Below are 26,793 nucleotides of genomic sequence, written 5' to 3'. Positions count from 1 at the left end.
TATGAAAAAGATAGGATTAATATTTATTGCGCTTCTCTCTCTTGTAAGTTGCCAGAAAGAAAAGCTTAACGAAGGTAAAAAAATCATAGAGCTCGAACCTCCTAAAGATCAACAAGCAGAGTCGGAGTTGGATAGGTATCTATTTAATAAGTTTACCACCCCATACAACGTAAAAATAGTATATCGCTATGATGAGAGTGCTTTTAGTCGTAATAAGCTCCAATACGTAACCCCAATGAGTGAGAAAAAGGCTCTCGAAATAGCCAATTTAATACACTATATGTATTATGAGCCTTATTCTCTCAACGCTCCTAAGAATTTTATGCAGAACTACACACCTAAGATGCTTGTGTTAGTCGGCTCCAATGCTTATAAGCCCGGAGCAGGAACAGCTCTGCGAGGGCTCTCTACGGGTGGAGTGAAGATAGAGATGCTCGGGCTAAACTATGTAGACCCAAACTCTACTAATCCACAGGTGATCAAAGAAGACATTGATGAATCCATCCTTAGATTGCTCTATCACGAGTCATCACATATCTTAGAGCAAACGAAACTCTTCGACCCAGAATACCAGAAGTACTTGGTATCAGACTATAAAGGAGGTCTGTGGAATAAAGTATGGCGAGGGAATGATTATTTGAAATCAGGCTTTATCAGTGCTTATTCAAGTGATAATTTTCACGAAGATTTCGTTGAGCTTTTAGCTCGTTATATCATTTATTATCAAAAAGACCAATGTGGATGTGAGACTACCGATGCCACTAAGGACACTGATGGAGATGGCTTAGATGACACTGTATACTCAAAATGGAAGACAGAGATAGAGGCTAAAGGCTATATCTGGGAAGAAGAGTTGGCTACTGCTGCTAAAGGTTCTCCTACAGGGAGTAACCTTACAGGGAAGGATGTACTCTTAAAGAAACTGGACATCGTGCGCAAATATCTGAAAAATGAATAGAAGATAGACCTTGATGCACTTCGCAGAGAGATCGATCGTCGTCACGATTTATTACAAACTAAAGATTTTTCAAAATATGAAAAGTAAGATACTAAGAACAATATTATATATAAATACGGGACTATTGCTACTTGCTGGCTGTAAGCGAGAGGAAGATCCTTTGTATGGAAAAGATAGCAGCTATATAGAGCGTACCAGCCCAACACTCAGTGCTTATGGGAGAGAGTTGCGCTCTGCTGCGAATGGATGGCTACTGACGCTGTATGCAGGTAAAAATCAGCAATACGGAGGCTATAACGTCATCGTAAAGTTTGATACGCTCAGGGTTACAGCTGTTTCTGAGCTACAATTAGAGGCCAACAAGATTACAGAAGACAAATCGCTCTATTCAATCACCAGTAACCAACAGGCGATACTTTCCTTTGATACCTACAATAAAGTGTTACAACATTTTGTGGAGCCCTCTTATATATTCCCTGAAGGAAAGGGAGGAGATAATCAGATGGAAATACTTTCCTATAAAGATGGTGTTTTCACACTAAAAGGAACGCACTCCAACAACATAATGACACTGAGCCGATTCGAAGGAGATACGGATGCGTATCTGACAGCTATACAACAGCGGGTGAAGAAATTCAAAACGGTAGGGGTGAATCCTGTTACTATTGGAGGAAAAGAAGTGCAAATTGAAATACATCCGAGCAATCACCAACTGCTAATGCGCGATGGAGATACAAGCGTAAAAAAAGCCTTCATATACACTGAAAAAGGTTTCAAGCTCTACGAACCTATCACCATTGCAGGGAAAACTTTTGAGGAGTTCAACGTCTCTGATGATTACACAGAGCTAAGCACTCCTGATGGTAGCATTAAAACAGGATTGGTATACACCCTTCCTTATGATTTTTCAAACTATAGGAAAGTGCTGACTTTCTCCCCAATGGACTATAAATGTAGCTCAAACGAGAAGTTGCGCAATCTTTTTTACAGTAGTCTTAAGGCTTTAGAAAACAAAGGAAGCTTCACTGTCTCACCTGAGTTTAAGTTAGGTTATCTCCAAGATAAGGATTTTCTCTCAAGTGAATGGCGCGATAGACAAGGCATTAATTTTACAGCTTGGTATGAAAACGCAAGCTCAGAGGCCAATTATATCCTTGACTTCTTACCTGTAGGAGGAAAGCCTAATCAGGTGAACATCGTGATGGTAGAAAAGGGTATGCAGTGGAATTACTACGACTTGTTAGACCCTGTGATTGAGTATATCACACAGAATTCACCGTATGAAGTAATAGATGTTGATAGCGCTTATCAATATGAGCTCAGAAGTGTTAAGGACCCAAGTGTGCGCTTTAGAAGCTATGTATATCAGTGGACTTACCCATTGGTTTACGACTTTACCAGCCAAAAAGGTACCATAGAATTCGTCGATGGCAAGGTCAGCACGAGAATGCTTAAAGCCTTTACCGATGTAAAAACCTATAAGAAAACAACCAACAACACCGAAGTAACAAGAACATTGGACACTAAGGTTGTACTCGGAAAAAACAGTGTTAGGATTGGCAATAAGAATAGAAATAGAACAGGCTTCACCTTTACTATACATCAAACAGCGGGGGGTGTAGCCAATCTCACGGGGTCTTTCAATGTGGTGTGCATCTTGGATTTCATCACTACTCAGTGCAGTGAGAAACAACTTAACTTTGTCGATAACTACAACTACAACAACTACAATTGGAGTTCTAACAAGGAATTAGCTCCTTTGGTGGATATGTTCGTTGAAAATGCCCCTTACGAGACCCTCGATAATGGCGACGGAACACTCAAATACACCAGTGTGAAAGACAGCGAGGTATGGTTCATCGTTACAAAATAAAACCTCTCGCCACTGAAAATATCACTATGAACTGACAAAAGGCAGCTGTACATTCTTACAACTTTATTGCAAAGAAGAATGTACAGCTGTCTTTATTTTTTTGTACTTTTGCCGAAATTTTACAGCAAACCTCACATATCATAGCTACATATATCAATGAAAAACAAACTTTATCACATTACCAATCTGCGGAAATATGCGCTGCTTTTTACCTTTTTGTGCTTTACAATGAGTGCTTTAGCGCAGAAGACTGCCACAAAAGATACCATTGCTAAGGATACCCTCAAAGCAAAGCCCGTCGAAAAGACGCCTGAACAAAAGCGCGCCGAAGACTATGCTAAGCTCATTAAGAAAGCTACCCTCGAGCGAAAGGGGCTCTTCACTGTGCGCAAAGCCGACGAGCGTTGGTATTTTGAGATACCTGACTCGCTCATAGGGCGCTACTTCCTTTGCATCACACGTCTCAAGTCGGCACCTCAAGGCTTGGGTAAGTACGCTGGGGAAAGCGTCAACGAGCAGACCATCTATTTCGAGCAAAAGACCGATAAGACGCTTTACTTGCGTGCATTCATCAACAAGCAAGAAGCCGACTCTACCAGCAATATCTTCGCTGCCGTGCAAAACTCGAAGGCAAACCCCGTGGTTGCTGCCTTCAACGTTATCGGGCGAAACCCCCAAACCAAAGCACAGCTGATCGATATCACCGACTTCTTTAAGAAGGACAATAGCATCACCAGCTTCACTTCCAACTTTAAGTCGGATAAAAAGCTCACCGCCGCTGCCGACGACCGTAGCGCGCTGGACGACATCCACACCTATCCTATCAACGTAGAGGTGCTTACCACTAAAACCTATCCCACCTCTTCGGGCGGTACTTTTGCCGCTACCCTGGCAGGCGCCGTAAGCGTGGAGCTGAACGTTTCCATCGTTGTTTTGCCCAAAGTGCCAATGCAGAAACGCATCTTCGATCCGCGCGTAGGCTACTTTACCAAGAGTTATATCCACTTCTCCGACGCCCAACAACGCACCGAAACACAGGCGTTCATCCAGCGTTTCCGCTTAGAGCCGCGCAAAGAGGACGTGAAGAAATACCTCAGCGGTGCTTTGGTTCGCCCGAAGAAACAAATAGTTTTCTACATCGACCCCGCAACCCCCAAGCAATGGCAGCCGTACCTCATACAAGGAGTAAACGACTGGAACGCTGCTTTCGAGCAAGCGGGCTTCAAAGATGCCATCACTGCCAAGCCGTGGCCTAACGACCCTTCTATGAGTATGGAGGACGCGCGTTACTCCGTCATACGCTACCTCGCCTCCGAAACCTCGAATGCTTACGGGCCACGCATCAGCGACCCTCGCAGCGGGGAAATCATCGAAAGCCACGTAGGCTGGTATCACAACGTGATGAAGCTCGTCCAACAATGGTATATGGTACAGGCGGGAGCCATCGATAAGCGCGCACGAAAGATGCAATTCGACGAGGCACTTATGGGTGAACTCGTGCGTTTCGTATCCTCACACGAAGTGGGGCACGCCCTCGGACTACGCCACAATATGGGCGCCAGCTACGCTACTCCCGTTGAAAAGCTCCGCGACAAAGCTTGGGTGGAAGCCAACGGTCACACCGTTTCCATTATGGATTACGCCCGATTCAACTACGTAGCTCAGCCCGAGGATCACGTCTCGCCGAAAGGAATCTACCCACGCATCGGCGTGTATGACAAGTGGGCTATCGAGTGGGGATACCGCTGGTATGGCAATAAGTACCGTGATGCGCAGCAAGAGCAAGAGGCACTCGCTGAGCAGATTAGCGACCGATTGAAGAAAGATACACGTCTGTGGTTCGGAGGGGAAGGCACTAACGACGATCCTCGTAGCCAGACCGAAGACCTCAGCAACGATGTGATGAAGGCAAACACCTACGGGCTGAAGAATCTCCGATACGTGGTGGCGAACCTCCCCGAGTGGACAAAGCAGCCAAATGACAAGTACGAATACCTCAAAGATAGCCACAAATCAGCCGTAGGGCAGTATCGTCGCTACCTAAACCACGTTTTAAAGCACTTCGGTGGTCGCTACTCAGGGGTGATCAACTCGCCAGAAGTATACCAAGCCGTGCCGAAAGAAAAACTGAAAGAAGCCATCGATTACCTCGACAGAGAGCTATTCGAGCCACCGTTATGGCTTTATCCTGAGGTGATTATAAGCAAGACAGGCACCGATCCGCACAGAGAGATTAACGATTTCCAAACCAGTGCCATCGAGATGACACTCAGGGATCGCACCCTTTCTCGACTCGCAAACGACGCACTTCTCACGAAGAACGCCTACCCCGTAGAGCAATACTTAAAAGATCTCGCCGCTGCCGTGTGGAAACCTCTGGGCAGCGATCCGCAGAAAGCAGCCTACCGCCGCGACCTGCAAGGCTTATACGTCGAGGAATTGGGGAAGAGCATCAACCCCACAGCACCCAAGGATGGCAGGAAAGACAAACTGGTGCAGCACCAAGATGTACCGCTCTATGCACTGCAACACCTATTATATATAGAAGAAACCATTGGGAAGTTGATGCAAAAAGAGCCGTTGGGAAGCCTCAACCATCTGCACTATCAAACCCTTCTCAAAGAGATAAAAGAGATAAAAGACCCGAAGAAATAGTCTTTCGAAAACGCGTAACTTATCGAAACATCACCCCTCGATAAACGAAACCTCGAGGGGTCTTTTTTCATCCCTGCTGTGCCTCGGATAAAAACCACGTGTGGTTTGACTGAAAACCACGTGTGATTTTGATCAAAACCACGTGTGCTTTTCACCAAAACCACGTGTGGTTTTGACCGAAACCACACGTGGTTTTTTTTGACCTCTGCTTTGCTTTGAGTATCAGTACGTTATACTACCGAAAAAAGCACGTTTTCCCTGCTTTTAGGGCACGTGTGACCTGAAAAACACCCTGCTTTCGCTGCGAAACCACTCACACGTGAAAACGAAAGAAACCTCGTGATTTTACTCCTAAAACTTAGGGTGATTTGCCCTAAAATGACACCTATTATATATAGAAATTACACCTATAATATATATAGGTGTAAAGTAGAAAAAATGAATTTTATGTGTTGTATTTGCAGAAATGTTCGTACCTTTGCAGCCTCTTTTAATTAAAAACAAAGCCATCACAGGCGATAATTACACAAAAATGACGTCAGAACCCAAAGCAAACGCACTGTTTATCATCATCTTAGGAATGCTATCAATGCTCACTCCCTTTGCTATTGATATGTATTTATCCTCGTTCCCCACCATCGCCCAAGAGCTGAATGTATCGGAAGAGAGGGTACAAAGCACCTTGGCGCTCTTCACACTCGGGTTCGCCTTTGGGCAGCTCATCTGGGGACCCTTGTCTGATAGCTACGGACGCAAACGTGTGATTATCATAGGGGTAGTGATATCTGCGCTCATCTCACTGCTAATTACGCAAGTAACCCGCATTGAGCATTTCCATATCCTGCGGTTCTTTCAGGGTTTGTTTGGCGCCTCTCCATCGGTAGTGGGGGGTGCCCTCCTGCGAGATCTCTTTACCAAAAATGAGTTTGCACGCAAGATGTCGATGATAATGATTGTAACGATGATCGCGCCGCTCATTGCCCCCATCGTCGGCGGATACATCGCAGAGTGGTGGCACTGGCGTGGGATCTTCTACATCCTCTCGGCATTTGGCATCTTGGCTGCCGTGCTAGTGATGAGGCACATCCCTGAAACCCTCCCAGTAGCGCACAGGCAAAAGCTCAACCTACCGCATATTTTGCGTACTTATCGCAGCATCCTCAGCAACAAACTTGTGCTAGGTTACATCTTTTGCAACTCACTTTCGTATGCGGGGATGTTCTGCTTTTTAAGCTCAGGATCGCTGGTTTACACCAAAATCTTTGGTGTGGCGCCTAAGAACTTCGGGTACTTTTTCGTGCTGAACGTCATCGTAATGATGACAGCCACCTCACTCAACGGCAAATTCGTAACGAGGATCGGCACCGAGCGATCGCTGCGGATAGGGCTTAGCATACAGCTCTTGGCAGGAATCCTGCTGCTCATCAGTGGCTACTTTCACTTGGGATTGTGGGTTACTGCCTTAGGTATTGCGATGTTCGTCGGCTTGGTTTCGGTGGTGTCAAGCAACGCTAACGCTGCCATCTTGGAACTCTATCCCGAAGTGGCAGGCACCGCCAACTCGCTCACAGGTATGCTCCGCTTCGGCATTGGCTCAGTGGTGGGGGCAATCCTCGCCCTCTTCCCTATTGAGAGTGAGCGCCCAATGACCTATACCATATTTACTTGTATCGCTGTTGGGGTGATATCTTACCTATTATTAGTGCAGACACAGCTCCGCAAGAAGCCTGCTTTGGAGGCATAGCTGCGGTGCTTTTATAAATATTATGGGGATCTCTTGGTAGAGATCCCCATAGGTGTGTTGCCAAATTAAACATTGCTTTACTTATTTCTTCACGGGAACCAAGCGAATTGCATAGCCTCCACCCTCTACTGCGGGGATAGAAAGTTTGGTTTTATTGGTTACTTTTTGCTTCTTGATAATGTAGGCTTGAGGGTTAGTCTTGTAATCGGCACCCTTGGCATCCGCATAGATGGTGGCCTCATAACGCGTGTTAGGCTTTAAAAAGCTGAGTGCAATCTTTGAGGTGAAGCCTTTAATCCCTGTGGTGTTACCTATGAACCAATCGTCAGAGCCCTTAGCTTTACGGGCAACGGTAACATACGCACCTGGCTCGGCTTCCAAGTAATGACTCTCATCCCAATCGAGGGCAACGTCTTTGATAAACTGGAAAGCATCAGGGAAACGCTCGTAGTTCTCAGGGAGGTCGGCTGCCATTTGTAGGGGACTGCTCATCGTTACGTAGAGCGACAGCTGATTGGCGATGGTAGCATTGCAGTGCGAATGGTTGTTGGGATTGTTCTTACTGATGTCCATCTCGAATATGCCAGGGGTGAAGTCCATCGGTCCTCCTATCAAACGTGTGAACGGAAGCACCGTAGTGTGGTTAGGTTTGCTCCCACCAAAGGCTTGGTATTCGGTGCCCCGTGCCGACTCATTGCCAATAAGGTTGGGATAGGTGCGGCAAAGCCCCGTTGGGCGCACTGCCTCGTGTGCATTAATCATAATGTGATAGTCAGCAGCTTTCTTGATGGCATAGAGGTAGTGGTTGTTGATCCATTGGCTGTAATGGTTCTCGCCGCGCGGTACGATATTGCCTACGTAGCCACTCTTCACGGCTGGGTATTCGTACTTATTCATCAGGCGGTAAGCCTCGTCCATATAACGCTCGTAGTTGCGTATGGAGGAGGAAGTCTCGTGGTGCATTATCATCTTGACGCCTTTGGACTTAGCATAGCGGTGCACCTCGTCGATGTCAAAGTCGGGATAAGGGGTTTGGAAGTCGAATACGTGGTCTTTAGCGTGTCCAAACCAGTCTTCCCAACCGATGTTCCAGCCTTCCACTAATACGCCGTCAAAGCCGTTCTTAGCAGCGAAATCGATGTACTTCTTCACGTTCTCAGTGGTAGCACCGTGCTTGCCGTGGGGCTTGAGCTTGGTGTAGTCGGTGATGCCGATGTGCACGCTGGGCAGGTCGTAGGTGTATGACCATTCTTTCATCCCTGTGATCATCTCCCACCACACACCTACGTACTTCATAGGGTGTATCCACGAAGTGTCGGCAAGGGCGCAAGGCTCATTGAGGTTGAGGGTGATGTTAGAGGCGAGGATGTCGCGGGCATCATCACTGACGATGACGGTGCGCCAAGGGGTTTGTGTGGGGGCTTGCAGATAGCCCTTTGCACCGTTGGCATCGGGGGTAATCCACGATTGGAAGATGAGACGCTTATCATCAAGGTTGAGGTGCATTGCCCCATAGTTTACGAGTGCTGCCTCGTGGAGGTTGATGTAAAGCCCTTTGTCGGTCTTGAGCATCAATGAGGTTTGCACGCCTGTATCGGAGAAGCCCTTCTGCGAGAGGTTTGCCTGTCGCCCTTGTGCGTTTACGGCGCGTATCTCAGAGAGGCGGGTATGGTTGTAGTCATACTCCTGCGTGTCGTAATCGCCAGGTATCCACCAAGCGTAGTGGTCGCCCGTCATTGCAAACTGGGTAAGTTCGTCCTTCACAACGAAGTACACTAAGTTTTTCTGCTCAGGGAACTCATAGCGGAAGCCGAGTCCGTCGTTAAAGAGGCGAAAGCGGATGTTCATCGCGCGGTCGGTGCTCTTTTGGCGTAGGGTTACCACCAGTTCATTGTAATGATTGCGGATGGTTTTGCTCTCGCCCCATACGGGTGCCCACGTCTCGTCGGCGGTGGCTGTGGTGACTTTCTCAACTGTAAAGCCATCGTAGAGAGAGGTGTTTACGTCCGTATTCTTCTTCAATTCTTCACCAAACTGCACTTCATTGGAACTATATAGCTCCAAGCCCAAGTGGCTGGGGGCAATCACCTCTTGCCCCTTATAACTAAGGGCATAGGTAGGCTTGCCACCCTCTTGCACGCTAAAGGTGAGGATAAGGTTTTTATCGGGTGATTGCAGCGTTTGCGCGCTGAGTGCGCCTGCGGTGCAGGCAATTAACAATGTAAGTATTTTCTTCATTTGATATAAATTAGGGACATAAGACAAGAGAGCATATTTTTACAATATAGGGTTCCCCCCTTTAAAGGAGGAACCTCCATACTATATCCATATATATTCCGTTATTCTTAGTCTTATCTTCTTACTAAGGTCTTATGTGTGTCCGTACTGTGTCCGTTGTGGATTCGTATGAGATTCGTATGGCTTAGTACTCGATTACGACCATATCCCAATATTTGAGGTATGGGAGTGTAAGGGTGATTTGATTGTTTTCTTGGGTGAACTCAATCTTACGAGGTGCGCCACCATAGATATCAGGACTCGCGAACCAGACTTTTTTTACAGGTTTGGTAGTGCTTGCTGTAAGTTTTATAGTTTTAAGCTCATCAGGAGCCACTTGAGTGGCATTGGTGTCGCGCCACTCCATATTGCTTACACCTGTGAAGTTCACTAAGTGCCATATCTCTTTATCACCTAACTCGCGAACGGTGTAATTTACCTTGCCTGCTGCGTTTAGGCCTGCTGCGAGGGTAGCTCCTTCTACGGCTGTAATATTCTTAGAGGTAAGGGTTGCTCCACCTCGCAGGAGGTTTTGATAGCCTACAAGAAAGTCGTAGTAAGTGATAAGGTGCTTTTTAAGTGTGCCACACAGCACTAAGTTTTTATCAGGGAAATACTCTCTTGTGAGGTAGTGTTCACCGAGCTCTAAGTGGGCACCTCCATTAGAGAAAATCACGGCATCAGCAAGAAGAATACCAGGTTCATTGACATATCCTATACTCTTAGCTCTATCATAATTCATATAGGCAGCAAGCACAGTGCGTTTATTATTGTTGGAGAGCTGGTCATTTTCTTTAATCACAGATACTAACTGTTCGTAAGTTTTGTGGGCATCCCATACTTCGGTATAGAGAAAATCTACTTTGGTAGTAGTGATTTCCTTTTGTCCGTATTGACCTACGGCATTCATCACGAGGCGTTTGTCAGATCTTGCGGACTTCATTGCGTTGATGAAAGGAGCGTATGTCTGAGGAAGGTCTACTGCTTTCCCATCATAATCATAGACATTGCCGCGCCCACCGAGTTGGTCGATATGGTAGCCATCGAAATCAAGGGCAGCATAGACGTCGTTGTTGCGACCTGCTATATAGCTCTGCCAAGCGGTATTGGCAGGGTTTACAAGGTAGATATCGCCTGTGGCATAGTTTTTGTCGAGGGCGTGTTTATCGCGTTCCTTGTGGTCTTTATCTTTATAGAGATACCAGTTATCTTGGACACCATCGGCTGCGGCATTCTCACCGAGTACGCCGAAAGCCAAGTTATAGAACATCGCTTTGATACCTTTGTTATGAGCAGCAGTAATGTAGCCCTTCACTGTTTTGAGGTATGTTTTACGTTTGAAGAGGTCGTCCCAGACAGGAGTACTTGCGAGCGGACGGTGGTGTTGATACATCCAGTCGTAGAATTGCAGACCATTGATATGGCAGCGGCTTAGGAAGTCTATATTGCTGTTGATTTCTGCCTCACTCATTTCATCATAAGAGGAAAGGAAGCCATAGCGAGGGAAGGCTGTCCAGTCGGTGGAGACATCTACGGCAATACTACCGTAAGTATCTTCTCTTCCTTCCTCATTTTTGTAGACTTCCACGAGGTAACCACGGTAGTTATCAGAAGGCACTTTCCACGTCCACGAGGTGCCAGTCAGAGGCTCTTCTTTGATAGTTTCGCCAAGGTAGGAGTAACGTACTTTATAGGCTCCTTGAGGCATTTTGCCTAGTGTGAAATGCACTGTAGCATTAGGTTCGTAGACTGCTTTATCGGTGTTGATATCTATTTTGAGGTAGGTATCGCCATAGACGATAGGGTTACGCTCGGTGTCGTAGGGCTTTTCGCAAGCGATAGTGCTGAGCGAAATGCCGAGTAATAATGTATATAAACTTTTCATTTGCTTGTGTGGTTTAGCACCTCCCTACCCCCTTAGAGGGGGAGTCGGGTGCTTGGATTTAACATTTAAAACTTTATTGCTTTTTGATAATTATCTTTTGTGTGAGTTGGTTGAGGGTAATCTTATAAGTGCCCTCTTCGCTGATCTTCCACTTATTGTCAGGGTTAGAACCCTTCTTGCTGAAGTGCATTAACTCTTCTGAGCCTGTAGGAGTTTTGTTTTCTTCAGAAGCAAGGAAGAAGTCGCTGTCCCATTCTTTGGAAGGGTCAGTCAGGAACTTAAGTTCACCTGTTTTTAGGGTGCCTTCCCAAGTAGTGGTATAAGGATCGGTAGTAGCACTCATCTCCACAGCATCTGCGGGGCTCCATCCTGCAGGTGTTGCATTACCAATGAGGTATACCTTGGTAGGGGTGAAAGCCTCTATGCTGATCTTCATACTCTTAATATCAAGGGTAATCTTGTAAGCTCCTGGCTTTATATTCCATTTATCGTCAGGGTCGCCTGCTGATTTCACAACATCTAAGTTGGTACCTACCCCTTGTCCGTTTTTCTTAGGGCGGAAGAAGTCGGCATCATAGTTTCCTTTAACAGTACCTATCTTGAACTCACCTCCTTTGGTAAACACCGCATTGTAATGGAATGTGAATGGGTCAATAGGATCAACAGTCATTGAGGTAAAGCCCCAACTATTTTCTTCTCCTACAAAGAACAACTCAGTGTATTCAGGACCTGCCCCTTTAACGATTTTAATAGTCTTAGCGATGAGGTCTACATTGACAGTATAACGCCCAGACTCAGTAATTTTAAACTTCTCATCGTAGCTATCATCTCCCTCTACATAGCGCAGCGAAGTATCGGTATCGCCTTTGCAGTAAGCGGGTTTCCACTGATTGAGGGTAGTGATAAACTTGAATTCCCCTTTCTTTAGGGCACCTGTCCAAGTGAAGTTCTTTGCCTTTCCTGAGATGGCTTTCATCTCAGTAGCTTTGTCATTAGCCCAACCATTGGGAGTGGCATCACCAATGAGGTATAGCTTAGAGCTGATAGGTGTATGGGTGATAACCTTGATGTGCTTCACAAGTGAGATTTGCTCTACGTACTTCAAGCCAAGTACTTTGGCAACTACACGCACTTCTAAATCGACCTCACTGCCAGCGGTAGCACTAAATGTACCTGTAAGGAGGTTGTTGAGTTCTTCGTTCTTGAAGATCTTCTCGTAAACGCCACGTCCTAAGCTGTCTTTAATACCTCCAGCGAAGTTATTTCCTTGCTTATCCATCTGGAAAGTATAGGAAATACCTGCATTGGTGCCGTTATTAGAAGCGGCTGTCCAAGTGATTTTAAGGGCTTCGCCATCAGGATTGGCGGCATTGAGCTCTATGTTGCTGCTGGGCAGTGTTATCTCAAAAGTTTTACTGCCTTTATTGAGCTCCATATCGTCCTTTAGTTGGCACTGCGTAAGGCATAGTGCCGAAAGGAGGAGTGTGAATAAATGGTATATTTTCATTTCTTTGGTTATTTAATAAGGGTTAATACCCTGGGTTTTGTGCTAAGTTATGGTTTGCATCTCTATCCTTTTGAGGGATAGGGAATAGCAGGTGTTTGCGCGCTGCGTTTACCTTTCCGATAGCGTGGAAGAAGTTAAGCGCGTAGTCGCCGTTGTCCCAGCGGATAAGGTCGAACCAACGGTGCCCCTCAAAGGCGAGCTCCATACGGCGTTCGTGGCGTATCTTCTCACGCATCTCTTCTGTACTAAGGCTTTGGAGTGCAGACTTATCGGTAAGCCCTGCGCGTGCACGCACTTTATAGAGGGGTTCTACTGCTTCAGAGGTACGCCCTAACTCATTGAGAGCTTCAGCTTCCATTAGCAATACATCAGCATAGCGGAGCACTACGAAGTTGGCAGCATTGGTATTATAGTCCGCAGAAATAGAGACTGGCACTAAGAACTTACGTACATTATAGCCTGTATTGGACATATTGGCTTTATAGGTATTGCCGTAGAAGTCAGGACCTCCTTCATAAAGAATGGTGGCATCCTTGCGCTTGTCGCCTGCTTCATACTGGTCAACGAACTCTTGTGTAGGTTGGTTCCAACCATAAGAGCCTCCTACCCAGCCTGAGTTGCGAGGCCCCATAAAGGTACTCATCCAAGAAGCTTGGTTCTCATTCCCCCAAAAGTCTTCTTTTGAGAACCCTAAGTACTGTACCTCAAAGAGCGACTCCACAGTGTTCTTTTCCTTAGCAGTCTGCTTAGCGAAGTTATCACTATAGTTAGGGTTAAGAGCATACCCAAGGGCATCTACCTTTTGGCACATATCAAGCGCCTTATCATATTGTCCTAAAGTAAGGTATACTTTAGCAAGCATACCTGCAGCAGAACCTTTAGATACACGCCCCTTATTCTCATCGGTATACTGCTCACGTGGTGGCAATAGTTCATACGCTGCTTGTAGGTCTGGGATAATCACTTCGTTGTATACACGTTCTTTAGGGTCGCGAGAAGGATAGAGGTTATCCCCCTGTTTGGTAGGGGTGAGCTTAATAGGCAAATCACCAAAGAGTTGTACCAAAATAAAGTAGTAATGTGCTCTAAGAAAGCGTGCCTCACCAAGGCAGCGGTTCTTCAATTGCTCATTGATTTTCATCTTAGGCAATTGCTCAATAGCAGTATTGCAGTAGAGAATGCCTGGGTTAGGTCCGCGCCATATATCCAGCACACCAGCATTATCAGCAGTAGAGACAAAGTTAGCAAGCTGAATAGTCTCAATACCATCGGTACCACCGCCAGCCCCTACTTCACTATTGCCCGCCACAATATCCAATGCCCACATACGCAGGTTGTAAAGGTTGGGGCGTGAGAGGGGCTTATAGGCTGAATTGACCAAGGCTACAGCACTTTCCTCATCGGAGAGGATCTGTGTGCTGGGATCCTGATAGGGCTCTTTGTCAAGGAACTTAGAGCAGCCTGTAAGGGTAAGGAGTACAAAGGCTCCTATGTAATATATCTTTTTCATTATAGTTCTTGTTTTCAAGTTAAAACTGTAAGTTAAGACCAAAACTCATTGTGCGGGTTACAGGATAGGTGCCTAAGTCCACACCTGAAGTTCCTACTTCGGGATCAAAACCTGAGTAGTTAGTAAAGGTAAAGAGGTTCTGGCACGAAGCATATAGACGCACAGTGCTAAAGAATATACGTTCCGTAACATCCTTTGGCAGCGTATAGCCCAAGGTTACGTTCTTGATACGCAAGTAAGAGCCGTCTTCTATAAATCGGTTGGAATTGCGCACGTTGTCGTTAGGGTCAGAGTATACGGCACGTGGCACTGTATTGCTGGTGCCTTCACCTATCCAACGGTTGAGCACTCGCTTAGTTTGGTTCTGTGGCACTGACATCCCTTCTTGCCATACACGGTTGGCATTGAGGATATCATTGCCATAGACCCCTTGTAAGAATATCTGCAAATCAAAGTTCTTATACGCAAAGGTATTGTTCATTGAGAATGTCCACTCAGGGAATGGGTTGCCGATGTAGGTACGGTCATCAGCATTGATAACCCCATCGTTGTTTAAATCCTTGAACTTGATATCGCCAGGCGATGTACCGCCAGGCACTTGGGTCGCATAGTTATCTACCTCTGCTTGGTTCTGGAAAATTCCATTGGTAACATAGCCATAGAAGCTATTTACCGGGTGCCCTTCAGCATTGATTTGTGGCTTGGTAAGTCGGTACTCAGGCCCTGTGAAGAGTGGTGTGCCATCGTTCATTTTTACGATCTCATTCTTATTGAAAGAGATATTAAAATCCGTGTTCCATTCAAACTCCCCTTTTACGTTCTGTGAGGCGAGTGTAAGCTCCAAACCTTTATTCTCTACCTGTCCTGCATTTACACTGGGCACATCCGTATCAGAATAGCCTGTGGTGAGGGGCACTGACATAGGCACAAGCATATCACGGGTATTTTTTAGATAAGCATCAAAGATAAGATTCAAACGCTTATCGATGAGGGTAAGGTCTATCCCAGCGTTGTATTGCTCTACGGTCTCCCATTTCACATTAGGGTTAGGCATCACGTGTGGATAGAGCGTAGGCACTACTTTATTGTTAAAGACATATTGTCCTGTGCGCAAACGGGTAAAGTAAGCGTAATTATCAATACCTTCTTGATTACCTGTTAGCCCATAGCCCACACGAATTTTCGCATCATTAATCCATTTGTTTTCCTTGAAGAAAGGTTCTTTAGAAATTCTCCACGCCAAGGAGAAAGAAGGAAAAGTACCCCAACGATTTTCTTCAGAGAAGCGTGAAGAGCCATCACGGCGTATGGTAGCTGTAAGTAGATACTTATCATCATACGTATAGTTGAGCCTACCGATAAGTGAGAAAATAGACCAATCATTCATTGTACCACTAATAGTAGGATTCTGTAAGCCATTGCTCAGCTGGTTGTTCTTATCACTGAGGAAGTCCTGTACGCTACCGCCTATATTATTGTAGACATTATTCTGCGCACTGGTACCTACCATTGCATTTACAAAGTGTTTCTTAGCAAAGGTATTGGTATAAGTAAGAGTGTTATCCCAGAGATAAGTAATACTCTTATTGGAGTTTTCACTGCGCTCTGAAAGCGGTTGTGGAATAGGCTTCCAAGCATATTTAGGTGCGAAACGCTCATATTGCCAAGTCTTGAAATCAATACCACCAATGGTCTTAAACACTAAGTGCTTCACGGGGGTGATTTCAGCGAAGATATTCCCTAAGAAGTTATATCCTCGTGTATCACTATTGATCAGCTTAGCGATCCCCAGCGGGTTGCGGAAGTCTCCATACTGAGAGGCTGGAGAATCAGGCCCTGAATAGGAGCCATCATCGTTGTAGATTGGTTGTGTAGGCTGGGCTGCCATTGCCGAACGTATTTCATACTGCCCTGAGTGCTTCACGTCGTGGCTTAGGGTAAGGTTATTACCAAACTTCACCCAAGGGTGCACGCGCGATTCGCTATTAAACTGCGCTGTGTAGCGTTTGTAAGAGGTATTGATTACAATCCCATCTTGGTCAAAAACACTACCTGATACGTAGTAATTACTCTTCTCATTCCCTCCTGAATACGATAGCGAATAATTGCGCATATAAGCCGTACGCAACAAAAGGTCGAGCCAATTGGTAGTTTGAGTAAGCGCAGTAGGGTCAGCAAAGTCAGCACGTTGCATTAAGGTATTGCCATAATTGCCTTTATTATAATTGGCAATCATCTCGTTGTGCAATGAAGCAAACTCAGAGGCGTTGAGCAGCTTAGGCACTGAGGTGGCTACTTGTACCCCTACGTTGGTACTGAAGGAGAGTTTACCCTCACCCTTAGCTCCCTTTTTAGTGGTGATAAGCACTACCCCATTCGCCCCACGTGATCCATAAATAGCGGTAGCTGAGGCATCCTTAAGTACATCTACACTTTCGATGTCATTAGCATTGAGTGCATTGATACCTAAGTCGGTAGGTACCCCATCAATAACAAGTAATGGCTCGCTGTTATTGATAGTGCTAATCCCACGAATGCGGAACGATACGTTGTCGCCTGGCTTCCCTGCAGAGGTAACTTGCACCCCAGCAGCACGTCCTTGCAAGGCTTCCCCTGCACTTGCCAGCGGTTTTTCCTTGAGGGCTTTGGTGCCTACTGTTGCTACAGCACCTGTAAGGTCTTTCTTACGTACGACCCCATACCCTACTACCACCACCTCATCAAGCTGCTGCGACTCTTCCTTGAGCACAATCGCTATGTGGCTCTGATTACCCACATTCACCTGCTGGGTATGATACCCAATAAAGGAGACCGTAAGCACAGCATTCTGTGGCACATCCAAACTAAACTTCCCATCGAAGTCAGTGCTGGTACCTTTGGTAGAGCCTTTCACCACCACCGATGCGCCCATTACGGGTTGCTTCTTCTCATCTGTAACAGTACCTGTGATTTTCCTTAGGTTCTGCGCAGAAAGGAGATTGCTGGATAAGGCTAAGACAAGTAGCAAGACCACCCTCGCTACTCCTTTTAATAATAATTTTCGTTTTCCTTTCATAATACTATGACTTAAAATAAAAATGGTAAACTGATGAAAAGCCGCTCCACTGAGTTGCTTTTTCTGCCGACAAAATTACCATACCTTTACATTCCTTTAACATCACACAATATAAATATAAATTATATAATTTATAATTATTTGTTATTCAAATTCATAACAAAAATAACATCCTAAAAAATATAAATTAAATGCAAGTCGTTTTATTTCGTTTACATATCTGTAGTTGGTTGAAATGAAACTAAAACGATCTGTTTTAAAGTCATAAATATAATAAAATAACGTATCGTTTCCTATAAGAAAAAATATCTAAGACATATCTTACATAAGAAATACGAATCCCTCACGAAAGAAATACGAAAAGAGAGAGATACTGCATAAGTATAACAAAAATCTACTTATGAAGTAAAATTAGAAAGAATTACTGATTTTATAAGTTTCTACCAATCCTCATCACCCTTGCTTCAAACTCCTCACGAGGCACAAGTGCCTTGTTGCGCACGCGGGTACGGTAGTTATAGATGGTGTTCATTGAGTAGTGCAAGAAGGAAGCTATCTTGGCACTATCGGTAAAGCCTAAGCGTATGAGTGCAAAGATGCGCAACTCAGGGTTCATCTCGTTAGGCTTTACAGTGAAACGCGCCTCCGGAAGTAAGAGCGCATTAAACGCCTCCACAAAGTTAGGATAGAGATGCAAGAATACCTCATCAAAGAGGCGGTATAGCTGCTTGAGTTCTGCATCAATCATCTCATTAGAGCGCAACATCTTCAGCAGCTCGTCGTTGTTTTTATCCTTTGCCTTTTTGTAAAGCGCGTGTTGAAACTTTTCTAACTTATCAATATACATTGAACACAGGTTGAAGAATTGTGCTATGTAAGCCTCCTTCACATTGTTAGTCTCTGAGAGCTCAGCGTTTACCTCAGAGAGGGCAGTATTGGTGCTGTTGAGCTCGCTCACCACTGCTTGCAGATGCCCGTTAAGTTCTTCCAAATCGCGATTCTTATGAGCAAGCTCACGGCGTATCTTAGCAATGCGCTTCATCTGCCTATATACAAAAAAGACCGCTAAGGCTAAGCATAGAGTTACTAAGCCTACTGCTGCCAATGCCCACCTGAGGTCGGTGTTATGCTGCTGTACACGCTCTTGATAAGCCCCTTCGATAATGGGGAATATCTGCAACACCTCATCAGAGCGCAGGTTAGCATTGCAAAAGATGGCGTCTTCCATTGAGGAGCGTATGCATAGATAAGCATCTTCCACATTGCCTGTGGCGTAAAGGGCACTTGCCAACTGCCGCATTGAGGCGTTCTCTTTAATGGCATTCTTGATGTCGCAAGAGGCTGAGATAGCAAAGTATTCGATCTCTTTATCCGTGTTGCCCGCCTTCTTGTAGATAGTGCCGAGTACGTAGGCCAGTACTGCCTTTTCGTGCTCATCGGTATGAAGCTCTTGTAGCTTATGCAGCAGTAGGTCAGCTGCCTTCGCAAAGTGCCCTTCATCTGCAAGTCTATCGGCATAGAGCAGCAGATAGTGGGTGCTATTTTTGTCTAATAGTGGTAATAACTTATCGTGGTATGCTTTGCTTTTGGCAATATACACTGCCGCATTCGGATTGTTAAATGCATAGTTGTGGTAGAGCAGTTGGTAAGCATCATAATAACGGATAAGCTCCTGAGGAGATAAGCTCGCCTCATCCATTGCTTGCAGTTCTGCAAAGGCGTCCAAGTAATTACCCTCAACCGTGTACAGCGAGGTAAGTTCAAAACGTGCATCATTGCACCAGTCGGCACGTCCTAACTGCTCAGCAATGGCAAGGTTCTTCTTTACGTAGTGTACAGCCGAGTCGGAGAGGTACGTCTTATAGGCATCACTGAGCTGCTTATTCACCGCATAGTGTTGCTCAGGGGTCATATCGGGTACAAGGAGCATCCGCCTGATTTCATCAATATGATGTTGCTTCTCAGTGGTATATTTGTCTTTTTCTTTGAGGAGTTCTTTTAGTTCTACAAGAAATTTCCCTTCCTGTGATTGCGCAGGTATATATAGAAATAATAGTAATAAATACGTAATAAGTAAGTGTCTATTTATCATATAAAAGAAGTGGCTGTGAAATTGGAGCAAAATTACAACTATTATCTATAGTGTGCAAATTTTAAAATAAAAAAAACTGCCCCAAAAGAACCTCATTTCAATCTTATTAAAAGAAGGTTCTTTTGGGACAGTTCAAAAATATTTCTGTGAATTTAAAAATTAGTTCGCCCACATATCTTGCTCTCTATCACGGATCTTTTGTTTGATCTTATCAGATTCTAACAACTGGAAGAGTGCATTATCTGGTAGATACTCTTTGATCTTTCTATCTCCATATACATTAGCTTCCTTATAAATTACCGAACTAAACATTCGGGCATTTAAAAGGTGGTCAAATGACATTGGTCGAGCATCATTCTTTCTGTTAAAGGTTTTAGCCTCGTGAAGAATGTCGCGCACTTGCGGATAGAACACCCAGAACAAAGGAACTAAAGCTGACATTGTTGAATCATCAGAGTCAATAAAGTTAACATCTGGTGCTACTGGTGCCAATGCCAACAAACGATACTTCAATTCTCCTTGTCGTTTGTCAAAATACCAAATACCTCTAATGTGATATTGTGCTATATCTGCTGACTCTAAGTTTCTTCTAGTAATATATTCAGGAGAAAGAGCTTCACCAGAATTCAATTGCTCATATCCAATATCCAAAGTATCTACTTTTGACATAGAAGCTTCAATATCTTCAACAGTTTTAGTCTGAGTGAAGTAAGAATCAAGATACACATCTTTTATCTTACCATTCTTGATGTTTTTTAACAGAACATCATATAATGAACGGCGATAAGCATCAATCTCTAACGTATCAGTAGGGAAAAGCAAAGGAAAGTTAGCCCTTTCGTTCAAATCAATTACCTCCCATACTTCTACTGACCAAAGGATATCTCTATCATCTACATATCCATAAGGTAGAGGTTTATCATTATCTGCTTCTATCTGTGCTTCTGTCTTAACACCTATTTCATTTGCTGATTTTGCATTTAAAATATTTATCTGTGCAAATGAAACTTGACCAGCAAGTACAAAAAGCAGTAATATAATTACATTCTTTAAGTTTAGCATAATACTTATTCTTAGTTTGTTATTTCAATAACGATAGGTGTAAGTGGTGGTAATTTCAATGTTGAATTACCTACGATACTTGCCTTTACGTCAAATATTTGAATCTTATCACCTCTTCTCGCACGTAGTACAGCTGCTCTAGCTTGCTCATTGAACTTATTAGAGCCACGAACTACAATACTTGGCTGACCTGGAACGAATACTTTAAATTCGTTTACTTGTAATTTCAAGTCGAAATCAAAGTCTTCTAATACAGCTGAAACTGGTAATACTGCTACATTCGCCTTAGGCAATTTAGCTGTACCTATTTGTCCACCCATACTTGTTACAGGACGAGGGATACTCTTAATACGGAACATCTTAGAAGAGCTAAATTTCTGCCCACCAAGTTCACCTGTTACGTGAATAGTAACCTCTCTACCAGCCCCTGGACGCATTACCCAAGCACCTGCACCTGAAGCTTTAGACAAACCTGCAGCTGAAGCTGATATTTTATTATCAGGAACCCCTGGCATTGAAATAGTGATAGGGTTAGCAACACCACGATACACTACATTCATCTTATCAGCTGATATTACTGCCGAGTTTGGTTTTGGAATAGTTGAGAATGACTGAGCTACAGGCACAGCAATACGCTTACCATCTTCGTCAAAATAAAGGTTACCAGTGATTTTGTGGTCACCTGTATTGCCTGCTGAAATATTCAATTTCACACGACCATCTTCAATAGTAAAATCACTAGCTCCCAACTTTCTGCCGTCTAAAGATAAATCTACTTCATTAGGACGTGTAGTTGCATCTTTACGACCCAGTACAATAGCCCCATCAAACTTTTCTCCTTGATAATATGCTCCTTTACTTTGTTCAAGCAAAGTAGTATAGTTAGTCATTGAAGCTGTTGTTTTATAACTTTCTTTTAAAGCGTCATCAAAAAACCCTTGCTCAGTAGAGCGGATATCAGACTGCATCATTGAAAGTTTTGCCAATGTAGCTACGTAAGGGAAACCTTCAAAGTTATATTGTAACCATTTTACTTTGATGCCATCTTTATTTCTCACTGGCTCTGTCGTAAAGTTTACCTTTACTCTTTCTGCCAATTGCTTGTATTGAGGAGCATCACCTAAAATCTTCAATATCCCTTCTCTATAGTTATTGATCTGATCAATAAACTCCTGCCCTTTTGTATTATATCCACCATTCCCTTTGAAAAAAAGATCATCTGTATAGTCAGACTTATCCATTGCCTCATAATCTTTTTTATCTGCTGGAACACCCTTCTGACCTGTCTGATCCTCTACATCATCCTTAATCCCTTGTATGAAGGAATAAAAATTATTTGATAGTTCCTTAATTTGCTTTGATTTATCATAAATCTCAGCAAACTTATCTGGACTCTCAGAAGCCTTCATCGCCAACGCTTGAAGCGCTGCGTCATTAACTTCTGTTGCTCTCTTGTTTGACGATTCAAACTTTTGATTTACCAACCCAAATGCATTCAATACTTCCTTGCCCATATTTAATGCCATCATTGCAATGAACACCAAATACATAAGGTTGATCATCTTCTGTCTTGGACTTAATTTACCACCTGCCATAAGCTAAATTTTTAATAAGTTAATTACTCAATTAATTCTTATCTCGCACCGCCCATCGCAGATAACATTCCTCCATAGATAGTGTTTAAAGATCTTAAATTGTCTTTGAACGAAAGCATTTGTTGGTTTAGTGAATCTAAGTTATCAACAACACCTGCTTGTGCAGATACTTGTCTTTCTGTTCTTTCTAATTGTAATTTATATAAGCTATTTAGCGACTCTAAGTTAGAGGCTGCTGTTGAAAGCTCTTCACCGTATTTGTGAGCTGCAACCATCGCATTTGCCACAGGAGCAATTTCTCTACTTGCACCAGCAAAGTTTTCAATTGATTTGCCCAATGAACGCATTAAGTTAGCATCAATACGCGCCTCTGCTAAAATACCATCCAACTTTTCTGACAACGACTCTCTGAGGATCTTGTCTTCTTGTTGGTTTTGTAACAATAAGTTGTTTTGACGACGTGAGGCTGCTCCTCCTGCTAATTCAGGATATACTAATGACCAATCGTATTCTTCATCAACTGGTTCAAAGGCTGAAATCGCAAAGATGATAGCTTCAGTCACCATACCTATTGTCAATAATATACTACCGTTTAATGGTCCCAATTCCATATGGGTTAATTTGAAAAGTGCCCCTAAAATTACTACTGATGCACCTAGACCATAAACTAAGTTAAAAAACTGTTTTCTTGATTTACTAGCTGTTGCCATAAGACTTCTTTTTTTATTTGTTAAATGTTTTTAATTAATTATTTCTTGATTATAAAATTCTATTATCTGTAACCTCTTGGTGATTTACTCTTTTGCTTGTCACTAATACCCATAAAATCTTGTACGGTACGGAAACCGATATAACTACGTGCTGAATCTTGATATTCGTAATCACGGGTATTTACTTGCAACATAAAAGCAACGTCTTTCCACGAACCTCCACGGATCACTTTACGCTTGTTACTATCGTCAAGTACGTTAGGGTTCAATGTTGACATATATTCATAAGAGTTCGGATCATACGAAGTGTTTGTCCATTCCGATACGTTACCTGCCATATTATAGAGGTTGTATCCATTGGGTTCGTACGATTTAGCTTCTACTGTGTATAAAGCATTATCTGAAGCATAGTCACCACGCATCGGTTTAAAGTTTGCTAAGAAACAAGCTCTATCATCCGTAGTATACGGACCTCCCCAAGGATAAGTAGCTCCTTGAAGACCTCCACGTGCTGCGTATTCCCATTCTGATTCAATAGGAAGTCGGAAAGAGTTTACAGTATAATCTCCTTTTGATTTTTGGTAAGAGTTCTTGTTCAAGGTTCTCCATTCACAGAAAGCCTTTGCTTGAATCCAACTTACCCCTACTACTGGATAGTCTCCATAAGCCTCGTGCCAAAAATAATCATTGTGCATAGGCTCATTGTAAGAGTAATTAAAGTCACGGATCCAAACAGTAGTGTCTGGATACACCTTCACTAACTCTTCCTTAATGAAGTCTTTTCGGTTACCTTTTGCTCGTGCTGCTTTCTCCATATCCAACCATTGATACTTGAATACGAATTTGTCCACGTCCATAATACGCTTCCCGTTATAAGCCTCTTCTTCAGGTAAATAGAGCTTATCCATCACCTCTGAATAGTACTCATCTGGGAATTTATTGACGTCCCAAATCAAGGCGACCTTTTTATTGAGCTTACGCGCTTTCTCATCTCCGTAAGTATTTTGCAGATATTGCTGATATGCATTGAGCTTCTCACTGTTAGAGTCCAAGTAAGCATATTCGCCTACTCCTCCACTACCAGGGGTTGCCCTGTCTGCTCAGCCATATCTGCCAATTGTGTACGGATAATTGAATCACGTACCCAATTCACAAACTGACGATACTCGCTATTCGTAATTTCGGTCTCGTCCATATAAAATGAACCAACGCTCACAGTTTTCACCGTAGCATTAAAACTCGCAGTCTTATCATCATCGGAACTACCCATAATGAATGAACCACTCGGAATCAGCGTCATACCGTAAGGACGCGGCTGTTTCCAAGCCTTACCCTTAACGCCTACAAGCTCTCCTTTGCCATCACCACTTCCGCGCTTACACGCAGTTAGTACACAAAGTACCAGTAGCACTACAAATATTCTTCTTGCCATAAACATTGTTTAAATTCACATTTAATTAGGGTGCAAACGTACGACTATTATTTGAACCGTGCAAAATTTATTCACTTAAATTCTCTTGTGAGTATAAAATTTAACACTATTTTTACATTTGTTTAGGATTACACCCCTTTATCTCTAAAAAATCCCTAAAAACCAGAGCTCTAAAAACTCATTTTTAAAAGATATTTAATTGATATATTCAAATATTGCATATATATTTTATAATACACACTTTTGTTATTTTATATTTATTAAAATACACATTTACGCTGATTATTCTATTGATTTTACCCCCATATTCCATAGCGTGAAGCTCTGAATATCGGCTGCCTGCGCTATCTGTTTATTAATAGGTGTACCCGCTCCGTGCCCCGCATTTGTCTCTATTCTGATGAGTATCGGGTTAGTTCCTGCCTGATTTGCCTGTAACTCCGCCGCAAACTTAAAACTATGTGCTGGTACCACCCTATCATCGTGGTCGCCTGTGGTGATGAGCGTCGCTGGATACTGTACCCCTTTCTTTACATTGTGTAAAGGTGAGTAACTTTTCAGGTACTCAAACATCTCTTTGCTGTCATCAGCAGTGCCATAGTCATACGCCCAACCTGCGCCCGCAGTAAACTTGTGATACCTCAGCATATCCATCACGCCTACCGCTGGCAACGCTACCTTAAAGAGGTCGGGACGTTGGGTCATCGTTGCACCTACTAAGAGCCCACCATTCGATGCCCCTTGTATCGCCAAGTAGTCCTTAGAGGTGTAGCCCTCTTTTATCAAATACTCCGCTGCTGCAATAAAGTCCTCAAACACATTCTGCTTTTGCATCTTAGTGCCTGCATCGTGCCACTTCTTGCCATATTCACCGCCGCCTCTGAGGTTTGCCACTGCATATACACCGCCATTCTCAAACCACGTAACATTCGAGACACTAAAATAAGGTGATACGCTAATGTTGAATCCTCCATACCCATATAATATAGTAGGATTCTTGCCGTTGAGCTTCGTACCTTTCTTATAGGTGATCATCATCGGCACACGCGTACCGTCCTTAGAGGTGTAGAACACTTGCTTCGACTCGTAGGCGTTGGCATCAAAATCAATCTTAGGCTCCCAATAGAGCGTATAGCTGCTACTTGCCAAGTCGTACTTATAGGTCTTCGTTGGCGTATTGTAATTGGTAAAGGCAAAGTAAGTCTCCTTGTCCTTTTGCTTCCCACCAAAGCCGCCTGCGGTGCCTACCCCTGGTAGTTGCACCTCTTTTACCAAACGACCCTCGTAGTCATACTCCTTTATATTGGTAAGCGCATCTACTATATAATGTGCAAATATCTTATCGCCTACGGTCGATACACTCAGCACGTTCTGCGTCTCAGGGATCACATCGCGCCACTCAGCCTGTGAAGGCTTAGCAGCCTCTGCACTCACCAAGCGCATATTGGGTGCCTCTATATTCGTAAGAAAATACAACCGCGAACCCTTGTTAGTGATAAACTGTGTATCGGTACCTTCCTTATCGGCTACCACCACAAAAGACGCATTTTCCTTAGTGAGGTCTTTCATTATCAGCTTATTACCCGAAGTAGCATTCGTCAGCGATACAAATAAGTAATGCGAGTCCTCTGACAGATAGCCACCGACATACCTATATTTAGGGTCTGTATCTGCTCCATAGATGAGCTGGTCGTCCTTCTGGGCGGTACCCATCTTGTGGTAATAGAGTTTATGCTGATCGGTCTTAGCCGAGAGCTCACTGCCTTTGGGCTTGTCATAGCTCGAATAGAAGAACCCTTCATTGCCCTTCCACGCAGCACTGCTGAACTTCACGTCTACTAAGGTCTGCCCTACTTGCTTTTTGCTCGCTGCATCCAGCACGATAAGCTTGCGCCAATCGCTACCGCCCTCAGAAATAAGGTAAGCCACTAAGGAACCATCTTCGGAGAAACTCACACTGCCCAGCGAGGTAGTGCCATCGGCAGACATTGTGTTGGGGTCTAAGAACACCTCCTCTTTGCCATCTTTCCCACGGCGGTAGAGCACACTTTGGTTCTGCAAACCGTTATTCTTATAATAATAGGTGTAAGCCCCTTCCACAAAGGGAGCTCCGAGTTTCTCGTAATTCCACACCTGCTCTAAACGTTTCTTGATCGCTTCGCGGTAAGGAATTTTTTCGAGATACGCATTGGTAAAAGCGTTCTCAGCCTTTACCCACGCCGCAGTCTCTGCGCTGCGGTCATCTTCCAACCAACGGTAGGGGTCTTTTACTTCCACACCGAAAAACGTATCGGAAGCCTCTACCCTCTTAGTCTCTGGATATTTCATCTCTGTGTTCTGGGTTGTAGGTTGCAGTTTGCACGCCGCCAGCAGCAACAGCCCCCCTAGTGGTAATAATCTGTTATACATATTCATTTCTATTATCACTACATAAATAA

The 26,793-nt window shown here is 44.0% G+C and carries 14 protein-coding genes and 1 pseudogene; 4 read left to right on the top strand and 11 right to left on the bottom strand.

The window, feature by feature from the left end; translation table 11 throughout:
* The first annotated feature begins 1 nt into the window (after position 1).
* The 4 genes from AXF12_RS02245 (at position 2) to AXF12_RS02230 (ending at position 7,230) form a co-directional block, all read left to right on the top strand.
* Positions 2–958: a substrate import-associated zinc metallohydrolase lipoprotein gene (locus tag AXF12_RS02245; RefSeq protein ID WP_231909871.1), complete on the top strand. Its 957-nt coding sequence runs from the start codon at positions 2–4 to the stop codon at positions 956–958.
* A gap of 76 nt (positions 959–1,034) precedes the next feature.
* A complete protein-coding gene (locus tag AXF12_RS02240; protein WP_066428021.1) occupies positions 1,035–2,831 on the top strand; it encodes a DUF4302 domain-containing protein in 1,797 nt (598 codons plus the stop codon).
* Between the two features lie 156 nt (positions 2,832–2,987).
* Positions 2,988–5,486 (top strand): zinc-dependent metalloprotease, encoded by a 2,499-nt coding sequence (locus AXF12_RS02235; RefSeq protein ID WP_082752957.1) that lies wholly within the window; start codon positions 2,988–2,990, stop codon positions 5,484–5,486.
* A gap of 532 nt (positions 5,487–6,018) precedes the next feature.
* On the top strand, positions 6,019–7,230 hold the full coding sequence (locus AXF12_RS02230; RefSeq protein WP_066431683.1) for a Bcr/CflA family multidrug efflux MFS transporter: 1,212 nt from the start codon (positions 6,019–6,021) through the stop codon (positions 7,228–7,230).
* A gap of 81 nt (positions 7,231–7,311) precedes the next feature.
* On the opposite strand, the gene AXF12_RS02225 is transcribed toward AXF12_RS02230, so the two are convergent.
* The 11 genes and pseudogenes from AXF12_RS02225 to AXF12_RS02175 all read right to left on the bottom strand — a co-directional run bounded on the left by AXF12_RS02225 (position 7,312) and on the right by AXF12_RS02175 (position 26,764).
* Positions 7,312–9,468 (bottom strand): glycoside hydrolase family 97 protein, encoded by a 2,157-nt coding sequence (locus AXF12_RS02225; protein WP_066428020.1) that lies wholly within the window; start codon positions 9,466–9,468, stop codon positions 7,312–7,314.
* 184 nt (positions 9,469–9,652) lie between these two features.
* Positions 9,653–11,392 carry an endo-dextranase gene (locus AXF12_RS02220; RefSeq protein ID WP_066428019.1) on the bottom strand — a complete coding sequence of 580 codons (1,740 nt, stop codon included), beginning with the start codon at positions 11,390–11,392 and terminating at the stop codon, positions 9,653–9,655.
* 73 nt (positions 11,393–11,465) lie between these two features.
* Entirely contained in the window at positions 11,466–12,899 is a 1,434-nt protein-coding gene (locus AXF12_RS02215; RefSeq protein ID WP_066428018.1) for a SusE domain-containing protein, read from the bottom strand.
* Between the two features lie 22 nt (positions 12,900–12,921).
* Positions 12,922–14,409: a RagB/SusD family nutrient uptake outer membrane protein gene (locus AXF12_RS02210; protein WP_066428017.1), complete on the bottom strand. Its 1,488-nt coding sequence runs from the start codon at positions 14,407–14,409 to the stop codon at positions 12,922–12,924.
* Between the two features lie 19 nt (positions 14,410–14,428).
* Positions 14,429–17,464, bottom strand: a complete 3,036-nt coding sequence (locus tag AXF12_RS02205) for a SusC/RagA family TonB-linked outer membrane protein (protein ID WP_066428016.1) — start codon at positions 17,462–17,464, stop codon at positions 14,429–14,431.
* Between the two features lie 430 nt (positions 17,465–17,894).
* Positions 17,895–19,556, bottom strand: a complete 1,662-nt coding sequence (locus AXF12_RS02200; RefSeq protein ID WP_066428015.1) for a DUF6377 domain-containing protein — start codon at positions 19,554–19,556, stop codon at positions 17,895–17,897.
* 159 nt (positions 19,557–19,715) lie between these two features.
* Positions 19,716–20,618, bottom strand: a complete 903-nt coding sequence (gene porN / locus AXF12_RS02195) for a type IX secretion system ring subunit PorN/GldN (RefSeq protein WP_066428014.1) — start codon at positions 20,616–20,618, stop codon at positions 19,716–19,718.
* An 11-nt stretch (positions 20,619–20,629) separates the two neighbouring features.
* Positions 20,630–22,213, bottom strand: a complete 1,584-nt coding sequence (gene porM, locus AXF12_RS02190) for a type IX secretion system motor protein PorM/GldM (protein WP_066428013.1) — start codon at positions 22,211–22,213, stop codon at positions 20,630–20,632.
* Between the two features lie 38 nt (positions 22,214–22,251).
* Positions 22,252–22,923 carry a type IX secretion system motor protein PorL/GldL gene (porL, locus tag AXF12_RS02185; RefSeq protein ID WP_066428012.1) on the bottom strand — a complete coding sequence of 224 codons (672 nt, stop codon included), beginning with the start codon at positions 22,921–22,923 and terminating at the stop codon, positions 22,252–22,254.
* Between the two features lie 62 nt (positions 22,924–22,985).
* Positions 22,986–24,361, bottom strand: a pseudogene (gene porK / locus AXF12_RS02180) (T9SS ring complex lipoprotein PorK/GldK).
* Positions 24,362–24,637: 276 nt separating this feature from the next.
* On the bottom strand, positions 24,638–26,764 hold the full coding sequence (locus AXF12_RS02175; protein ID WP_066428011.1) for a prolyl oligopeptidase family serine peptidase: 2,127 nt from the start codon (positions 26,762–26,764) through the stop codon (positions 24,638–24,640).
* Positions 26,765–26,793 lie beyond the last annotated feature (29 nt).

The sequence above is a fragment of the Capnocytophaga haemolytica genome (assembly GCF_001553545.1).
Taxonomy (GTDB): Bacteria; Bacteroidota; Bacteroidia; order Flavobacteriales; family Flavobacteriaceae; genus Capnocytophaga; species Capnocytophaga haemolytica.
This window is presented reverse-complemented; position numbering and strand designations above follow the sequence as displayed.